This is a genomic window from Janthinobacterium aestuarii (genome assembly GCF_051380835.1).
Taxonomy (GTDB): domain Bacteria; phylum Pseudomonadota; class Gammaproteobacteria; order Burkholderiales; family Burkholderiaceae_D; genus Janthinobacterium; species Janthinobacterium aestuarii.
The window spans coordinates 24,986-41,721 of record NZ_JBNYXU010000013.1 but is presented as its reverse complement, the minus strand read 5'-3'; the positions used below and the strand labels follow the sequence as shown (position 1 = coordinate 41,721).

Sequence of the window (16,736 nt, the reverse complement as noted above, 5' to 3'; positions counted from 1 at the left end):
TTACCTAGACAACCCAACCATGACCCCTACGACCAAAAAAGTCACCTTCGCCTTTGCCATCTTCCTCGTGGCCGGCTTCCTGCTGCTGGCAGCCTACACGTGGATGGCCCTCAGTTTCTCGTACTCGGAAGGCGAACGGGCGGGCTACCTGCAAAAGTTCTCCAAGCGGGGCTGGATTTGCAAGACATGGGAAGGTGAATTGCTGCTGACGGCGCTGCCGGGCACCATTCCGGAAAAATTCCAGTTCAGCGTGCGCGATGAAGACGTGGCGAAGCAATTGACGGCCGCCGCCGGCAAGCGCATCCTCGTCACCTACAGCCAGCACAAGGGCGTGCCCACGCAATGCTTCGGCGAGACGGAATATTTTGCCGATAAAGTCGTATTGAGCCAGTAACACCGCAATTTCGCAGCATCGCGCCGGCCAGCCTTTCTCGCGCCGGCGCCATTCCCCCTCCAGCTACCGCCCCTCTTCCTGCCATCGATGCATGGCGCGCCTCACGCATTCTCACTTTCTTATACACTTGTGATGAGTTCTGGCTGAAACAGTTTACAAATGTAGTCAATGTGCAAGATGCTTGCGCAATCGCATGATGCGCCGCCAGACGACCGTTAGCGTGTATTCACCTCTGTCACTGGAAACGTCATGCGCCTACCATACACCGTCCTGGCCCTGCTGGCCGCCGCCCTCCCCCTGTCCACCCAGGCCCAGGATATCTCCGGCATGGCAGGTTCCCTGAAAGTCAACTCGACCAATGAACGCACCTTTGTCGGCGCCATCAGCTACACGCAGCCGGTGGGCAATTACAATGCGGTGAGCCTGTCGTATATCAACGAAGGGCATCCGGAAAACCATCACCGCGACGGCATGGCGGGCCAGGTCTGGCTGCGCACGAAAAACGTGGACCAGGGCCTGATGCTGGGCGCCGGCATCGGCCGCTATTTTTTCTTCGACACGGCCAAGACGGACGAAGCGCCGCACAATTTCGACAATGACCACGGCTGGGGTTCCATCGCCAGCCTGCAGGCGCGCTGGCAATTCGACAACCGCTGGTATGCCTTGGCCCAGGTCAACCGCATCCGCCCCAGCGGCAAGGACACCACCACGCACCTGCTGATCGGCGCCGGCTACCGCTATGACGGCGTGCCGGGCGCCAAGCTGCACCTGCAGAACTGGGCGTACGACGACACCTTGACCTTGTCGACAGGACACACCATCGTCAACAGCTTCCGCTCCGAATCCTCGCGCCCGTTCACCCTGGAATACCGGCGCGCGGCGGGGAAATACGTGGACTGGAGCGCCACCCTCATCGACGAAGGCAGCACGGCGCTGGCGCACCGGCGCGGCGCGGCCGCCCAGCTGTGGCTGATCCGCTCGCTCAATGAAAAGGTGGAATTCGGCATGGGCGCCGGTCCGTACGTGGCCTGGGACGGCCGCGACACCCAGGGCCACGACACGCGCCTGACAGGCTTGCTGTCAGCCGTGGCCCGCTACCACGTCAACCGCCACTGGCTGGCGCAAGTGGCGTGGAACCGGGTGGTAACGGATTACCACCGCGATGCCGATGTGTTGCTGGTGGGCATGGGCAGGAAGTTTTAAACGTTCTAGCGCGAACGCCATACGGCGCCGGCTGACTCGTTCGGCTGCGTCAATCTCTCGATCACTTCACGCGTCAAACTGGCCGAGCTCACCTGTTCGGCTTTCGCGCGGGCGGCGGTCAGGGAGCTGGAAAACGCGCTTTGCGGTTGCTCCAGGCTGGCGCGCAGGGCGGCCAGTTCGCGCTCTTGCTGCTGCGCGCGCTCCATTTCCCGTTCCAGCAATTGCTGCTTGGCGGCCGCCATCGCGCGTGTCGTCTCGGCCGCCTTGCGCTGCAGGGCCGCATGGGCCTGGGCGCTGGCCAGCAACGCTTGCTGCGCGTCGAGTTTCTCGCTGGCGGCCTGCTGTGCCGCCAATTCCAGCTGCTCGCGCTGGCGCATGGCGTCGAGCGCCTGCTGTTCCATGGCGGCGCGCGTTTCGGCGGCTGCCGTCGCCTGCTTTTCCGCTTCCAGGCGACCGGCGATGGCTTGCGAGGCGCGCTCTTCTGCGCTGCTGGTCTGGCGCTGCTGCACCAGTTTTTGCGCGATCAGGGCCAGCGACTCGCGTTCGGCCGCGACAAAATCGCGCTCGGACGCCAGCAGCGCATCAGCCGCTTGCGCCTTGTCTTCTTCCACGCGGGCGCGCTCGCTATGCACCTGGCCCAGTTCCACGGCCAGGCGCACCTGCGCCTGCACGGCTAGCGCTGCGGCGGCCTTTTTTTCGCCTTCGACCAGGGCCTGGTCCATCAGGATGCGGATGGCGTCCGCTTCCTTTTGCGCCGCTTCCCGCAAAGCCTGTTCGGCCGCGTGCTGGCCGCGCAGCAGTTCCGCTTGCGCACCTTCGGCGGCGATGCGTTCCTGCGCCGCGTTGAACGCCAGCGCTTCGGCCCCCAGTTTTTCTTTCAGAGCGGCAATAGCGGCTTGTTCGGCGGCCAGGCGCTCCTGCTCCGCCTGCAGCAGTTGCTCTGCCTGACGGGCTTTGTCCTGCGCCAGCTGCGACGCCTGCGCCTGCGCGGCCAATGTCGCCTTGCCTGCATCGACTTCGGCCTGCTCGGCTTCATTCTGGCTGGCGGCCAGTTCCGACGCCAGGCGCGCCAGTTCCGCGCGTTCCTGCGCCAGGCTGGCGGCGCGCTGCTGCTCTTCCAGTTCACGCTCGGCTGCCACGGCGGCGGCCTGCTCGGCCGCTTCGCGGGCCTTGGTTTCTTCGAGGGCCGCCGTTTCCGCTTCCAGCTTGGCGTGGCCGGCGATTTCCGCATCCTGTTCGGCCGTCACGCGGGCCAGCGCCACGGCGCGCAGCTGGCGGTCCACCTCGATGCGCGCCTCGGTGGCGGCAAGGATGCGCACGTCGGCATCGCGGCGCGCCTGCGCGCTGGCCACGGCGACCATTTCCAGGCGCTCGCGGTGGATGGCCGCGTCGCGCAATTCCTTTTCCGTCTGCAGGCGCAAACGCAGCGATTGCGCCGCATGGCGTTCCGATTCCGCCTGCGCCAAGGCGATGGCTTCGCGCTCCTGTTCCAGGTGCGCCAGCGCGCGCGCTTCTTCCAGGGCGCGCACTTCGGCGGCGGCGCGGTTGAAGGCCGATTCCAGCGCGATCTGGTCGGCGCGCTCGCGCTGCACCGTCAAGTCCAGCGCTTCGCTTTCCGCTTCGGCCAGCATCTGCGCCGTCTGGCGCGCGCCGTGCGCATGCCGCTCACGTTCACGGGCCAGCACGGCCACTCGTGCATCGGCCGAGGCGATGCCCACCATTTCTTCCTTGGCCGCCTGCACGGCGGCGACGCGCTCGACGGCCTGCAGGCGCGCCTGCTCCGTCTGCACTTGCAATTCCTCGGCGGCGCGGGCTGCCTGTTCGGCCAGTTCCGACTGCACGGCCACCTGCTCGCTGGCGCGCAAGCGGCTTTCCTGTTCGGCGCGCGCACGCTGTTCGGCGGCCAGGCGGATTTCATTGTCGGACTCCACGCGGGCGCGCAATTCGGCCGTCTCCTGCTTGACGGCTTCCAGACGGGCCACGCTGGCTTGCGCGGCGGCACGCATGGTATCGAGACGTTCGCGATTGGCGGCAATCGCTTCCTCGGCGGCCTGCGCATTTTGCTGGGCGGCGGCGGCGGCGGCCGCGTCGATGGCGGCGCGGTCCTCGGCCAGCGAGCGCACGCGCGCCTCGGCCAGCGCGCGGCTTTCGGCGGCGCAGGTGGCCTTCGCTTCCGCTTCCACGCGGGCAATCGCCTCGTGAATGGCTTTCAATTCCATTTTCTGGCGTTCGACGGCGGGCGCCTTGGTATCGGCTTCGGCTGGCGGTTCGGCTTGCGGTTCGGACGCGATGGCGGCAGCTGGCACTTCCGCCTTGCGCTCCAGGTCCTTGAAATCATGCAGCGAAACGATGCTGTCCTGGTCGAACTCGTCGTCGGCGGAATACGCGACGGTAAGGGAGGCGGCCTGGCGCTGATTTTGCTGTGCTTGCATGATTTCTCGCTTGTTCGGGTGAATTCCGTTGCTTCCAGGAATTTATTACCACCATTATCGAACAGGCATGCGCAAATCAGCGCGGCAAGAAGAGCGCCTTTTACCACGCTTTTCGGGCGTTTAGATCAAATAGGCCAGAGCGGCGCTTCGTCCATCAACGCCACCTGCTCCCTGAGTTCCAGGATGCGGTCCTGCCAATACCGCTGCGTGTTAAACCACGGGAAGGCGACGGGGAAGGCGGGGTCGTCCCAGCGGCGCGCCAGCCAGGCCGAATAATGGATCAGGCGCAGGGTGCGCAACGCTTCGACCAGGTACAGCTGGCGCGGGTCGAAATCGCAAAAATCCTCGTAGCCGGCCAGGATGTCGCTCATCTGGCGCACCATGTCGCCGCGCTCGCCCGACAGCATCATCCACAGGTCCTGGATGGCCGGTCCCATGCGGCTATCGTCGAAATCGACGAAATGGGGGCCGGCGTCCGTCCACAGCACGTTGCCGCCATGGCAGTCGCCGTGCGTGCGCAGCATGGCCACGTCGCCCGCGCGGTCATAGCAGCGCTTGACGCCGTCGAGCGCCTGCTGCGCCACGCTGGAATAGGCGGCCAGCAGTTCGGGCGGCAGAAAATTACCCTCCAGCAAGAACTCGCGCGGTTCGACGCCAAACGTCTGGTGGTCGAGCGCAGGCCGTTCCTTGTAGGTAGACAGCGCGCCGACGGCGTGGATGCGGCCGATGAAGCGCCCTATCCATTCCAGCGTCGCCGGGTCGTCCAGCTCGGGCGCGCGGCCGCCATGGCGGGGGAAGACGGCAAAGCGGAAGCCCTGGTACTGGTGCAAGGTGCTGCCATTGATGTCCAGCGCCGGCACCACCTGGATTTCGCGCTCGACCAGCTCGGACACGAACGCGTGTTCTTCCAGGATGGCCGTATCGCTCCAGCGCGCGGGACGGTAAAACTTGGCGACCAGGGGCGCGCTGTCTTCGATGCCGACCTGGTAGACGCGGTTTTCATAGCTGTTCAAGGCCAGCAGGCGGCCATCGCCGCGCAGTCCCACGCTGTCGAGCGCGTCAAGCACGCAATCGGGGCTCAGGGCGGAAAAGGGATGGACGGGCCGGTCGTCCTCGTGCGGCTGGTTTTCATTGTGCATAAGCGACATTGTAAGGCGCGCGCGGGCCGCAGGTGCAAACACTTCGGTGATGAAGCGCCGCAAGGCGTATACTGGCGCCTTACATTCATAAAAGAGCAAGCCATGCAACTCGAACAGCCATTATCAGAAAAAGAATTTGACGAATTAGACCAATTCCTGTTGTCGGACCGGTGCTCCGAAGACGCGATGACCATGGATATGCTGCACGGCTATCTGACGGCCGTCGCCATCGGCCCGGAACCGATCATGCCGGCCGAATGGTTGCCGCGCGTGTGGGGCGAAGATGTCAACGACGCGCCAAAATTCAAGAACAGCAAGGAAGAAGAGCGCATCGTCAACCTGATCATGCGCTTCATGAACGAAGTGCTGGTGACGTTTGAAGTGGCGCCGAAGGAGTTCGAAGCCCTGTTCGTCGAACACGACTACGAAGGCCAGACCCTGATCGACGCCGAAGCCTGGTGCTGGGGCTTCTGGGACGGCATGGAACTGCGTCCGGGCTCGTGGAATGAAATCTGGGATTCCGAAGTGGCCGAGCTGATGCAGCCGATCTACCTGCTGGGCGCCGACGAAATCAAGGAAGAAGAACTGAAACTGGTGGAAGACCCGGTCAAGGCGCACAAGCTGGCGCAGGAACTGGAAGCGAACCTGCCGGCCATCCACCGTTTCTGGGTCCCGCGCCGCAAAGCTCCCGTGCAAACCATGAAGCGCGAAGAGCCGAAAGTGGGCCGCAACGACGACTGCCCTTGCGGCAGCGGCAAGAAGTTCAAGAAATGCTGCGGCGCCGAGCCGGCAGCCGAGTAATCGCGCAGTAGCATTCCCTGTTGCGCCGGCGTCCTGCCGGTGCAGCGCCGGCGCTGCCCCCCGGGCTATAATCGGCGCATGAAACTCCCCGACCTGAACCTGCTCGTCGCCCTCGACATTCTGCTCGAGGAAGGCAGCGCCGTGGCCGCCGCGCGGCGCATGAACCTGAGCGCGCCGGCCATGAGCCGCACCCTGGCGCGCATCCGCGACGCCATCGGCGACCCCGTCTTCGTGCGCTCCGGGCGCGGCCTGGCGCCCACCCCGCGCGCACTGGAATTGCGCGAGCAAGTGCGCGGCGTGGTGGAGCAGGCGCACGCCATCTTCACGTCGGGCCGCGAAGTCGACTTGCGCACCCTGGAACGCACCTTCAGCCTGTGCGCCAACGACGTGTTTGTCGGCGCCTACGGCGGCAAGCTGCGCGACCTGCTGGCCGTGCACGCGCCGCACACGGTGCTGCGCTTCGTGCCCGAAGGCGATGGGGCCACGGAAAACGACGCCCTGCACGCGGGCCGCATCGACCTGTACATCAGCGCGCGGCGCGCCTTTGCGCCCGACATCAAGCTGCAGCAGCTATTTACCAGCGGCTTTGTCGGCATCGCCCGCAGCGACCACCCGATCTTCGACGGCCCCATCAATCTCGACAGCTTTACCGAGTACGAACATATCAGCGTCTCGCGGCGCGGCCTGGCGCGCGGCCCGTTCGACACGGCCCTGGCGGAGCGGGGCTACACGCGCCGGGTTTCGCTGATCAGCCCCAATTTCCAGTCCGCCATCTTCGCCGTGGCCGATTCGCGCCTGCTGCTGCCCTTGATGCCCACGCCCCTGCTGGCCATCGTCGAGCGCCTGGGCCTGAAGCTGCGCACGTTCGAGCTGCCCGTCCCCGTCGACAGCGTGGAAGTCTTCCAGGCCTGGCACCCGCGCCTCGACCACGACCACGCGCACCGCTGGCTGCGCCGCATGATCAAGGAGCTGTGCGGCGGCACGCCGCCAGGCACCTAGGGGCTGAGCTCAACCACTATTGCACCAGACGCAATTCACACTTCCTTAATTATCAATTTTCACAAGATTAACGGCTACCTATACTGCGTGGACTGATCCTCATCCACGGAGTTCCCTGTGTCCGCTGTCCCCCTTCCCGGCGCCGTCCCCGCGGCCGCGCCGCCTGCTCCACCTGCTTTCGGCCTGCGCCTGGCCACGGGCCTGACCGGCGTGCTGCTGGCCGTGCTGGTGGCCGGCCTGAATGAAAACATCACCAAGATCGCGCTGGCCGACATCCGCGGCGCCATGGGCATCGCGCGCGACGACGCCAGCTGGCTCGTGGCCCTGTATGCGGCTGCCTCGGTGTCGGCCATGGCGTTCGCGCCGTGGTGTTCCGTCACGTTCTCGCTGCGCCGCCTGACGGCCGGCGCCATCATCGTCTGCATGGCCGCAGGCCTGCTATGCCCGTTTGCGCCGAACCTGTCCGTGCTGATGATCCTGCGCGTGGTGCAGGGCGCGGCCGGCGGCGCCCTGCCGCCCATGCTGATGACGGTGGCGCTGCGCTTCCTGCCGCCGAACATCAAGCTGTATGGCCTGGGCGGCTATGCGCTGAGCGCCACTTTCGGCCCCAGCCTGGGCACGCCGCTGGCCGCCTTCTGGACCGAGTACCTGGGCTGGCAATGGGCGTTCTGGCAAGTCGTCCCGGGCAGCATCGTCGCCCTGCTGATGGTGTCCTGGGGCTTGCCGCAAGACCCGCTGCGCCTCGAACGTTTCCGCCAGTTCGACTGGCGCGGCCTGCTGCTTGGCCTGCCCGCCATCAGCATGCTGGTGGTCGGCATGCTGCAGGGCGAACGCCTGGCGTGGTTCGCCTCGCCGCTGATCTGCGTGCTGCTGGGCGGCGGCGCCGTGCTGCTGGTGCTGTTCTTCATCAACGAGTGGTCGCATCCGCTGCCGTTTTTCAAGCTGCAGCTGCTGTCGCGGCGCAATCTCAGCCATGCCTTGCTGACCCTGGGCGGCGTGCTGTTCGTGCTGCTGGCCGTGATCCTGATCCCCTCGTCCTACCTGGCGCAGGTGCACGCCTACCGCCCGCTGCAAACGGCGCCCGTGATGCTGATGGTGGCGCTGCCGCAGCTGATCGCCCTGCCGCTGGTGGCCGCCCTGTGCAATCTGCGCGCCGTCGACTGCCGCTGGGTGCTGGCCATCGGCCTGGCCCTGCTGGCCCTGTCCTGCGTGCTGGGCGCGCGCATGTCGCCCGACTGGATACGCACGCATTTCTACCTGCTGCAAGCCGTGCAGATCTTTGCGCAACCGATGGCCGTGATTCCCTTGCTGCTGCTGGCCACCACGGGCCTGGCGCCGCAGGATGGCCCATTCGCCTCGGCCTGGTTCAACACCATCAAGGGCATGTCGGCCGTCGTCGCCACCGGCGTGCTCGATGCGCTGATCACGCGCCGCAACCATTTTCATTCGACGGTGCTCAGCGAACGCCTGGGCAATCTGCCGGGCGCCGTCGATGTGCCATGGCTGGCGCAGCGCATGCATGCGCAAGTCGTCACCCTGACCTCGTCCGACCTGTACCTCTGCGTGGCCGCCATCGCGCTGGCCATGATTGTGATCATTCCCATCCTGCCGACGCGCGTCTATCCGCCGCGCGTCGCCTGATTTTTATTTTACGAAAGAGCATCCCCATGCAAAAACCCATACTGCGCTCGCGCGCTTTCCTCCTCGGCCTGGCCCTGCTGGCCTGCGCCCTCGCCTTTTGCGCCTGGCAGCTGCTGTTTTCCCGCAGCGAAGAACAAAGCACCGACGACGCCTTCGTCAGCGCCGACTACACCGTGCTCTCCCCCAAGGTGGGCGGCATCGTGCGGGAAGTGCTGGTGGAAGACAACCAGGCTGTCAAGGCGGGTCATCTGCTGGCCCGCATCGACGACCGCGATTACCAAGCCGCCGCCGCCTCGGCCCGCGCCGAAGTAGCGGGCGCCGAGGCGCAGCTGGACTATGCCCGCGCCACCTTGCAGCGCCAGCAATCGGTGATCGAACAAGCCACCACTCTGGTCGAGGCCAACCAGGCGGAAGACAAACTGGCGCAGCAGGAACTGGCCCGCTCAACGCACCTGGCCGGCCAGGGCGCGGGCAGCGTGCAAAACGCCCAGCAGGCGCAATCGCGCTACGACGTGAGCCGCGCGCGCCTGGCGCAAAATCGCGCCGCCCTGGTTGCCACCCGCAAGCAGACGGACATTTTGCAAGCGCAGCAAGGCGCGGCCGAAGCGGCCCTGCTGCGCGCCAGCGCCAGCCTGCAACGGGCCGAACTGGATTTGTCGCATACGCAGCTGCGCGCCCCCATCGACGGCATCGTGGGACGCCGCGCCGTGCGCGTCGGCGCCCTGGTGGCGCCCGGCGCCAGCCTGATGGCTGTGTTGCCCCTGAACCGCAGCTTCGTCGTCGCCAACCTGCAGGAAACCCAGCTCACGCACGTGCGCCAGGGCCAGCGCGCCAGCATCGCCGTCGACGCCTATCCGGGCGTGCTCCTGCACGGCACCGTGCACAGCATCGCGCCGGCCACGGGCGTGACGTTTGCCGCCATCGCGCCGGAAAACGCCACCGGCAACTTCACCAAGGTGGTGCAGCGCATCCCCGTCAGGATCGCGCTCGATCCGGGCCAGGATGGCGACGCTCGCCTGCGCGTGGGCATGTCGGCCGAAGTGCGCATCGATACGGCGATGCGCCGTCAAGCTCTGCAACAGGTGAGCGCACGATGAAAGCACTGATCTTGATTACGGCCCTGGGCCTGGCCGGCTGCGCCAGTGTCGGCACCGACTTCCAGCGCCCGCCCCATGGCCTGGGACAGCAATGGCGCCAGGCGCAGGACGCCCGCTTCGCCGCGCAGCACGATGGCGCCATCGAGCAGCGCTGGTGGGACGGTTTTGGCGATGCCACTCTGTCGTCCCTGCTGCGGCGCGCCGCCGGCGCCAACCTCGACGTGCTGGCGGCCGCCAGCCGGCTCGAACAGAGCCGCGCCGCGCGCGGCGTCATCGGCGCCGCGCAAGGCCCGTCCCTGGGCGCGCATGGCGGCTACAGCCGCGCGCGCAACAGCGAACAAGGCTTGAGCGACCCGTCGCGCAACAACGGCCAATCCGCCTACAGCCTGTGGCAAGGCAACCTCGATGCGGCCTGGGAGCTGGACCTGTGGGGCCGCGTGCGGCGCGAAGTGCAAGCGGCCGACGCCAGGGTCGAGGTGGCCCAGGAAACGCAGCGCGGCGTGCTGCTGGCCGTGCTGGCCGAGACGGCGCGCGACTACATCGAGTTGCGCGGCGCGCAGCAAACGCTGGCCATCACGCAGCAGCTGCTCGATATCGCCCGCCATACGCTGGAGCTGACCCGCATCCGCCTGCGCGAAGGCGCGGCGACGCAGCTCGACGAGGCCGAGGCGGCGGCCCACGTGGCCACCATCGAAGCGCGTTTGCCGCCGCTGCAGCAGCGCGAAGCGCGCCTGGGCAATGCCCTCGCCCTCTTGCTGGCCCTGCCGCCGCAAACCTTGCAGGCGGAACTGGCGGCCGGCAAGGACATTCCCGCCGTGGCCATGCAGGTGCAGCTGGGCGTGCCGAGCAGCCTGGCCGAACGGCGTCCCGACATCCGCCGCGCCGAAGCGCAGCTGCACGCGGCCACGGCCGCCATCGGCGTGGCGCAAGGCGATTTTTATCCGCGCATCACGCTCTCGGGCAGCATCGGCCTGCAAGCGATGCAGCTGTCCGACATCGGCTGGGACGCCAAACGCTTCGCCTTCGGCCCCGGCTTCAGCGTGCCCCTGTTCGATGGCGGCCGCCTGCGCGGCAACCTGCAATTGCGCGAGGCGCAGCAGCAGGAAGCGGCCATCGCCTACCGGCAGACCGTGCTGGCCGCCTGGCACGAGGTGGAAGACGCCTTGTCCGGCTACCAGGCCAACGCCCGCCGCCAGGCCAGCCTCGATGAAGCCGTCAAACAGGGACGGCGCGCGCTGGGCAGCGCGGAACTGCAATACCGCCAAGGCGGCACGGACTTGATCAACGTGCTGCACGTGCAAAACACTTTATTGAACAACGAAGCGGCGCTAGTCGACAGCCGCACCACCGCGTCGCTGTCGCTGGTCCAGGTCTACAAGGCGCTGGGCGGCGGCTGGCAAGCCTTTTCAACCACCTCGCAAAGAAGCACGCCATGAAACCGAACCCCGCACATTTTTCCATCCACGACGTCAGCGACTTTCCCATCGTGCGCTTTCGCCCTGAAACGGCCGTCGCCGGCTATGCCCCGCTGTGGGAAAACGACATGGATGCGCTGCTGCGCCACGGCGAACCGTTCGTCATGCTGTTCGAAGAGGAACGCAGCGACGAAGCGCACGTGGACCGCAAGCGGCGCGGCCTGTGGCTCAAGCACAACAAGGTGGCGCTGGCCGCTATTTGCCGGGGCTTGGTGTCCATCGAGGCGGACGCGGAACAGCGCGCGCGCCTGCAGGCGATGGCGGCCGGCGCCATAAAAGCGTTCGGCATCGTGCAGGAAGTGGCGGCCACGCGCGAACAGGCCGACGCCCTGATGGTGTGGCTGCTGGGAAGCGGCCAGATGGCGCGGCCGCGCGCGGCTGACGTCTGGTAAATGGGTCGATCAGGCGGCCCTGCGCACGGCGCTTCTCGCAGGGATGACGCACACGTGGCCGTCGCTGCTGGTCGCCGTCGTCAGGGCGATGCCGTACAGCGCGGCCAGGGCGGGAACGGCAGCGGCATCGCTGGCGATGTCGGCGACCAGCTGGCCCGAACGCACGAGCAGCAGCCGCTCGAAGCCCAGCAAGGCGTGATTGATGTCGTGCAGGATGGCGATGACGGCGTGGCCGCGCGCGGCGCAGAACTGCTCCAGGCTGTCGAGCAGATCGAACTGCAGACCGGGATCGAGCGCCGCCAGCGGTTCATCGACGAGTATCAAGCCATTCTGCACATCCCACATCTGCGCGAAGATGCGCGCCAGCTGCACCCTGGCCTGCTCGCCGCCGGACAGGGTATCCAGGCGGCGGCCCAGCAAATGGGCGGCGTGCGCCAGCGCGGCAGCGTCCTGCACGATCCGTTCCAGTTGCGGATCGACCAGGCGCGCCACCCGTCCCAGGCCGATCACCAGTTCGCACTGCAAGCCGAAGGCTACGTTCGAGCCTTGCGGCAGCACGGCGCGGCACCGCGCCAGGTCGGCCAGCGGCCACTGCGCCAGGGGACGGCCGGCAAGCATCACCTGGCCCGCCTGCGGCTGCAATTCGCACGCCATCAGTTTGAGCAGGGTCGACTTGCCCGCGCCGCTGGGACCGAGGATGGCGATGTGCTCGCCGGGCGCCACCCGCACAGTGAAGGGGCCGAAATACTGCTGGCCCAGTTGTGTTGTGGCGAAGGAGAGTTCCAGCAGTGGCGTCATGTTCACCTTTAGGCGGTGCCGTGGCGGAAGCGCCGCAACAGCATCAGGAAAAATGGCCCGCCCAGCAAGGCCGTGAAAATGCCGACGGGGACTTCCGCGGGAATGGCGACCGTGCGCGCGAGGGTGTCGGCCAGCAGCAGCAGCAAGCCGCCGGCCAGCATCGACAGCGGTAGCACGCGACGCTGATCGGTACCCAGCCAGGTGCGCACCAGGTGCGGCGCGATCAGGCCGATAAAACCGATGCCGCCGCACCAGGCGACGGCAAACCCCGTCAGCACGGCCACCAGCACGATCACCTGCGTGCGCAGCCGGCCCACGTCGACGCCCACATGCAGGGCCTGCGCCTCGCCCAGCGCCAGCGCGTTCAATGCGCGCATCAGGAAGCGCGTGGTCCACAGCGCGCCGGCCAGCACAATCAGCAAGGCCGCCACCTGGCGCCAGCTGCCGGCCGACAGCGAACCCAATGTCCAGAAGGTCAGGGTGCGCAACTGGTCGTCGCTGGCCAGGTAGATGCACAGGCCCATGACGGCCACCGTGATGGCGTTCAGCGCCACGCCCGTCAGCAGCAGGCCGACAATGGAGCCGGGTGTGGCCCAGCGGGCAACGCGGTCGAGCAGGACGCAGATGAGCATGGCGCCGGCAAACGCGGCCCCCGGCAGCAGCCACACGCGCAGCTCGGGCGCCACGTGCAGGCTGGCGGCAAAGACGATGGTGGCCGCGCCCGCGCAGGCTGCGCCGCTGCTTACGCCCAGCAGCCCCGGGTCGGCCAGCGGATTGCGAAACAGCCCTTGCGTCAAGCCGCCGGCCAGCGCCAGCGCGGCGCCGATCAGGGCGGCGAACAGGGCGCGCGGCAAACGGATATGCCACAGCACATACGCGCCGCCGGACAGCGCCTCGCCGCCCGCTTGAAACGGCGCCAGCCAGTCGGCCAGCGTCACGGGCACGGCGCCCGCCTGCACGGCGATGAGCAGGCCGGCAAACAACGCCACAGCCAGCATGCCGCCAGCACCCCAGCGTGGCCAGGCCAATGCCGGCGTTATCGCGCGCACGTTCATGCGGCCATGGCTTTGACAAACGCGGCGTCGAGTTCGGCCAGCGCCTGCGGCATGCGCGGGCCAAAGCCCAGCAGCAGCATGGCTTCCAGCGAGACGATGCGGTGCTTGCGCCCGGCCGGCGTATGCGCCAGGCCTGGCAGTTTCAAGATGCCGTCCACGCCGCCCGACGCTTTCAAGCCCTGGTCCGTGACGAGCACGATGTCGGGCCGCGCGGCGATCACGGCTTCCGGCGTGAGCGGCTTGTAGCCGGCGAATCCACCCTGGCCGCCCTGCCCGCCCATCACGTTGACGGCGCCCGCATACGCGAGCATGGCGTCGGCGCCCGTCTCGCGCCCGCCCACCATCACCTGGTTCGGTGCATGCGCGAGGATGAACAGCACGCGCACGGCTGATTGTACCGGTGAGTGGCTGCGCCGGCGCACCTTGCCCAGGGCGCCGTCCCACTGCTGCTGCAAGGCTTGCGCCAGGCGTGCGGCCGGATCGGCACGGCCCGTGATCTGCCCCACCTGTTTCACCCGTTCGAGCAAGCCTTCGAATTTGTTATTCGCGTTCAGCACCGCCACCGGCACGCCCGCGTCGCGCACCTGGCGCAGCACGGCTTGCGGCCCCGCTTCCTCGGTGGCGATCAGCTGCGTGGGCGCCAGCGACAGCACGCCCTCGGCCGACAAGGTGCGCGCATAGCCGACCTGCGGCAGCTGTTGCGCCACGGCCGGATACAGCGAGGTCGTATCGACGCCCACCAGTTCGCCCTGCGCTTCGAGCGCATAGACGATTTCCGTCAGGGCGCCGCCCACGCTGACGATGCGCCGCGCTTTCGCCACGGGTTTACCCGCGTCGGACACGGCGGCCAGCACCTGCATCGGCGCGGCCAGCGCCAGCGCTCCCGCCCCCATCTTTTTCAGCGCGATGCGGCGCGCCACGCTGGCGGCGATCATGCGGCGCATAGTTCGCCCTCCTGCGCCACCCGGTCGACGATATGGCGCCATTCGCACAATTCGTGCACACCCGGCTTGCGTTCGCCGAAGAACATGACGATGGTGTCGCCCTTGGCGTCGAACAGTTCCACGGACGTCACCAGGCCATCGACTGTCGGCTTTTTCACCACCCAGGCGCTGGCGATATGGTCTTCGCGCAAATGCAGGTTGAAGCGCGTGTCGAGGACATTGATCCATGGCCCCATCACGGCGATCTTGTGCACGGGGCCAGAATGGATCTGGATCATGCCGGCATTGCCGACGAAGGCCATGATGGACACTTTTTCAAGGGCAGCGCTATTGAGCAGGTCGAGCACGCAGGATTTGTCGAGCTGCTGCACGAAGCGCGCCTCGGCCAGGCGCAGGCCCTGCAGGCGCGAGACCGAATATTTTTTCAGCACGGTGAAAAATTCATGCGTGTCGCGCAAGTCGGCCCAGGCGGCGCGAAAGCCGGCCACGTCGATCTGCGCGTCGGGCAATTCGGCCGGCGGCGGCGCTGGCGCCATCACGGCGATGCCGGCCGCTTGGTCCGCGTCCGCAAAATGCGCCACCAGCGCGTCATAGGCAGTCACGTCGCTGTGCGGCTTGAGGAAAATCTTGTGCACGGCCTGGCCGGCCGCATCGAAAAACTGCAGGCTGCGCTGCACTTCCTTTTCTCCCATCTCGCGTACGGCAAAGCCATGCGCCCACTGGCGGTAAAACACGCGCAGGTCGATGTCGCCACCGAGCACCAGGCCCACGTGATTGTTGTGGCTGGCTTTTCGATAGACGCCCGTCTTTTCATGCACGCACGAAGCGTTGCGCGTCAGCGCCATGACTTCGCCCAGCGGTTCCAGCGCGGCGATGATGGCGGGCCAGTCGGCCTGCAGGCGCTCGGCGCCCAGCAAGGCGCCATTCGCCAGCGACAAGCCGGCATGCGCGGCGATCAGCTCGCCTTCGGAAATGCCCAGTTCTTCGGCGATGTCGCGGTGGCGGGCTTTTTTCTCGCGGCGCAGGCGGGTAAATTCGCTGGTGACCAGCTCGGTATTGCAAATAGGGGGAATGCTCGACACGGTGTCTCCTTTCAAGGCGAACACTGGCTGGCATGGGCTGGCTGGTGGTGGGGGAATCTTGAAGTCAATTATAAATGAGAATCATTCGCAATCAAGTGTTATTTATGTGAAGAAAATACGCGCAAAAAAAAGCGCCGCGACAGGAAACCCGTCGCGGCGCAAAGGAGACCGATCGATACAACCGATCAGTTCGGGAAAAAAAGTCAGGCGCTCGCTTGCACGGCCGGCATGGATACCGGCTTGGCAGTGGGCCGCTGCGCCAGCAAGACCACGGCGGCCAGCACCATGGCGCCGCCCAGCAATTGCGTGCCGCTGACGGACTCCTTCAGCAAGGTCACGCCGAAGGCCATCGTGATCACGGGCTCGAACGTGGAAATGATGGATGCCTTAGCCGCGCCGATCTGCGCGACGCCGGCAAAGAAGGCGGCAATGGCAATGGCCGTCGAGAACAGGGCGATGGCGCTGACGGCCAGCCAGCCCGTCGCCGTTCCCGGCAAGGACACGCCCTGCCACAGGGCGATCGCGCTGTTCGACAGGCCGGCCGTACCCAAAATCACCACGCAAGCGGCCAATGGGTGAATATTCTCGCGGCTTTTCGACAGGCTGTTGCCAAACAGGATGTACACGGCGTACACGCCGGCGGCCATCAATGCCAGGGCGATGCCGATGGGCTGGCCCTGCAGCTTGCCGCCCAGGGTGATGGCCATGCCGGCAATGGCCAGCGCCATCAGCACCAGCATGCGGCGGTCCAGCTTTTCCCAGCCCAGCGCCAGCGCCAGAATGGTGACCAGCACGGGATACACGTACAGCAGCATGCCGCACAGGCCGCTGCTGGCATACATGAGGGCATTGAAATAGCCTTGCGACTGGGCCGTGTACATCAGGCCCATCAGCATGTAGCCGGCCAGCAGGCGGCCGCGCGGCAAGCGCCAGCCACCGAGCCACACGAGCGGCAGCAACAGCATGGCGGCGATAACGAAACGCAAGGCCAGCATGGTCGACGGGTTGACCCCGGACGCATATGCCGCCTTGGCAAACACTGCGGAACTGCCGAAACCGGCGGCCGACAGCAACACCAGCGCAACAGCGCGGCGATCAGACATGACTAACCTCTTTGAGTACACCTGGGCAAACCTGCTGCGTATCGCGACGGTTTTCCAGGCGTTGTAAATATAAATGCCTAGCAAGGCGGGAGATGATGCATGCGTAAATCATATTGCGGGTCACTTCACGCATAGCCGGCATCATATTCGCTTGCGCAAAATGAAACAAACCAATATTCTT

15 protein-coding genes are annotated in these 16,736 nt (G+C 66.4%); 8 read left to right on the top strand and 7 right to left on the bottom strand.

Features of this window, described 5'->3' with window-relative positions:
• Nucleotides 1–19: 19 nt before the first annotated feature.
• Both ACQ4WO_RS26230 and ACQ4WO_RS26225 read left to right on the top strand, forming a co-directional pair.
• Nucleotides 20–394 carry a DUF8785 domain-containing protein gene (locus tag ACQ4WO_RS26230; protein WP_034759290.1) on the top strand — a complete coding sequence of 125 codons (375 nt, stop codon included), beginning with the start codon at nt 20–22 and terminating at the stop codon, nt 392–394.
• Between the two features lie 249 nt (nt 395–643).
• On the top strand, nt 644–1,597 hold the full coding sequence (locus ACQ4WO_RS26225) for a hypothetical protein (protein WP_436483869.1): 954 nt from the start codon (nt 644–646) through the stop codon (nt 1,595–1,597).
• Between the two features lie 5 nt (nt 1,598–1,602).
• Here ACQ4WO_RS26225 and ACQ4WO_RS26220 read toward each other — a convergent pair whose 3' ends face one another.
• Together ACQ4WO_RS26220 and ACQ4WO_RS26215 are read right to left on the bottom strand one after the other, a co-directional pair.
• A complete protein-coding gene (locus ACQ4WO_RS26220; RefSeq protein ID WP_436483868.1) occupies nt 1,603–4,029 on the bottom strand; it encodes a coiled-coil domain-containing protein in 2,427 nt (808 codons plus the stop codon).
• Nucleotides 4,030–4,154: 125 nt separating this feature from the next.
• Nucleotides 4,155–5,168, bottom strand: a complete 1,014-nt coding sequence (locus tag ACQ4WO_RS26215) for an SrkA family protein kinase (RefSeq protein WP_436483867.1) — start codon at nt 5,166–5,168, stop codon at nt 4,155–4,157.
• A 102-nt stretch (nt 5,169–5,270) separates the two neighbouring features.
• On the opposite strand from ACQ4WO_RS26215, the gene ACQ4WO_RS26210 reads away from it, so the two are divergent.
• The 6 genes from ACQ4WO_RS26210 (at nt 5,271) to ACQ4WO_RS26185 (ending at nt 11,573) form a co-directional block, all read left to right on the top strand.
• On the top strand, nt 5,271–5,969 hold the full coding sequence (locus tag ACQ4WO_RS26210) for a UPF0149 family protein (RefSeq protein WP_034759318.1): 699 nt from the start codon (nt 5,271–5,273) through the stop codon (nt 5,967–5,969).
• A 78-nt stretch (nt 5,970–6,047) separates the two neighbouring features.
• Nucleotides 6,048–6,968, top strand: coding sequence for a LysR family transcriptional regulator (locus ACQ4WO_RS26205; protein ID WP_436483866.1), 921 nt, complete (start codon nt 6,048–6,050; stop codon nt 6,966–6,968).
• A 117-nt stretch (nt 6,969–7,085) separates the two neighbouring features.
• On the top strand, nt 7,086–8,609 hold the full coding sequence (locus ACQ4WO_RS26200; RefSeq protein WP_436483865.1) for an MFS transporter: 1,524 nt from the start codon (nt 7,086–7,088) through the stop codon (nt 8,607–8,609).
• Nucleotides 8,610–8,635: 26 nt separating this feature from the next.
• Nucleotides 8,636–9,706, top strand: a complete 1,071-nt coding sequence (locus ACQ4WO_RS26195) for an HlyD family secretion protein (RefSeq protein ID WP_436483864.1) — start codon at nt 8,636–8,638, stop codon at nt 9,704–9,706.
• On the top strand, nt 9,703–11,142 hold the full coding sequence (locus tag ACQ4WO_RS26190) for an efflux transporter outer membrane subunit (protein WP_436483863.1): 1,440 nt from the start codon (nt 9,703–9,705) through the stop codon (nt 11,140–11,142). Before ACQ4WO_RS26195 ends, ACQ4WO_RS26190 begins: the two co-directional genes overlap by 4 nt.
• On the top strand, nt 11,139–11,573 hold the full coding sequence (locus ACQ4WO_RS26185; RefSeq protein ID WP_436483862.1) for a hypothetical protein: 435 nt from the start codon (nt 11,139–11,141) through the stop codon (nt 11,571–11,573). Before ACQ4WO_RS26190 ends, ACQ4WO_RS26185 begins: the two co-directional genes overlap by 4 nt.
• A 9-nt stretch (nt 11,574–11,582) precedes the next feature.
• Here the strand turns inward: ACQ4WO_RS26185 and ACQ4WO_RS26180 are convergent, their stop codons facing one another.
• From ACQ4WO_RS26180 to ACQ4WO_RS26160, 5 genes are all read right to left on the bottom strand, one after another.
• On the bottom strand, nt 11,583–12,371 hold the full coding sequence (locus ACQ4WO_RS26180; RefSeq protein WP_436483861.1) for an ATP-binding cassette domain-containing protein: 789 nt from the start codon (nt 12,369–12,371) through the stop codon (nt 11,583–11,585).
• Between the two features lie 8 nt (nt 12,372–12,379).
• On the bottom strand, nt 12,380–13,426 hold the full coding sequence (locus tag ACQ4WO_RS26175; RefSeq protein ID WP_436483860.1) for a FecCD family ABC transporter permease: 1,047 nt from the start codon (nt 13,424–13,426) through the stop codon (nt 12,380–12,382).
• On the bottom strand, nt 13,423–14,370 hold the full coding sequence (locus tag ACQ4WO_RS26170; protein ID WP_436483859.1) for a heme/hemin ABC transporter substrate-binding protein: 948 nt from the start codon (nt 14,368–14,370) through the stop codon (nt 13,423–13,425). The genes ACQ4WO_RS26175 and ACQ4WO_RS26170 overlap by 4 nt, the downstream gene beginning before the upstream one ends.
• Nucleotides 14,358–15,452, bottom strand: a complete 1,095-nt coding sequence (locus tag ACQ4WO_RS26165) for a hemin-degrading factor (RefSeq protein ID WP_436483858.1) — start codon at nt 15,450–15,452, stop codon at nt 14,358–14,360. The genes ACQ4WO_RS26170 and ACQ4WO_RS26165 overlap by 13 nt, the downstream gene beginning before the upstream one ends.
• Nucleotides 15,453–15,655: 203 nt before the next feature.
• Nucleotides 15,656–16,555: a DMT family transporter gene (locus tag ACQ4WO_RS26160; RefSeq protein ID WP_058051029.1), complete on the bottom strand. Its 900-nt coding sequence runs from the start codon at nt 16,553–16,555 to the stop codon at nt 15,656–15,658.
• Nucleotides 16,556–16,736 lie beyond the last annotated feature (181 nt).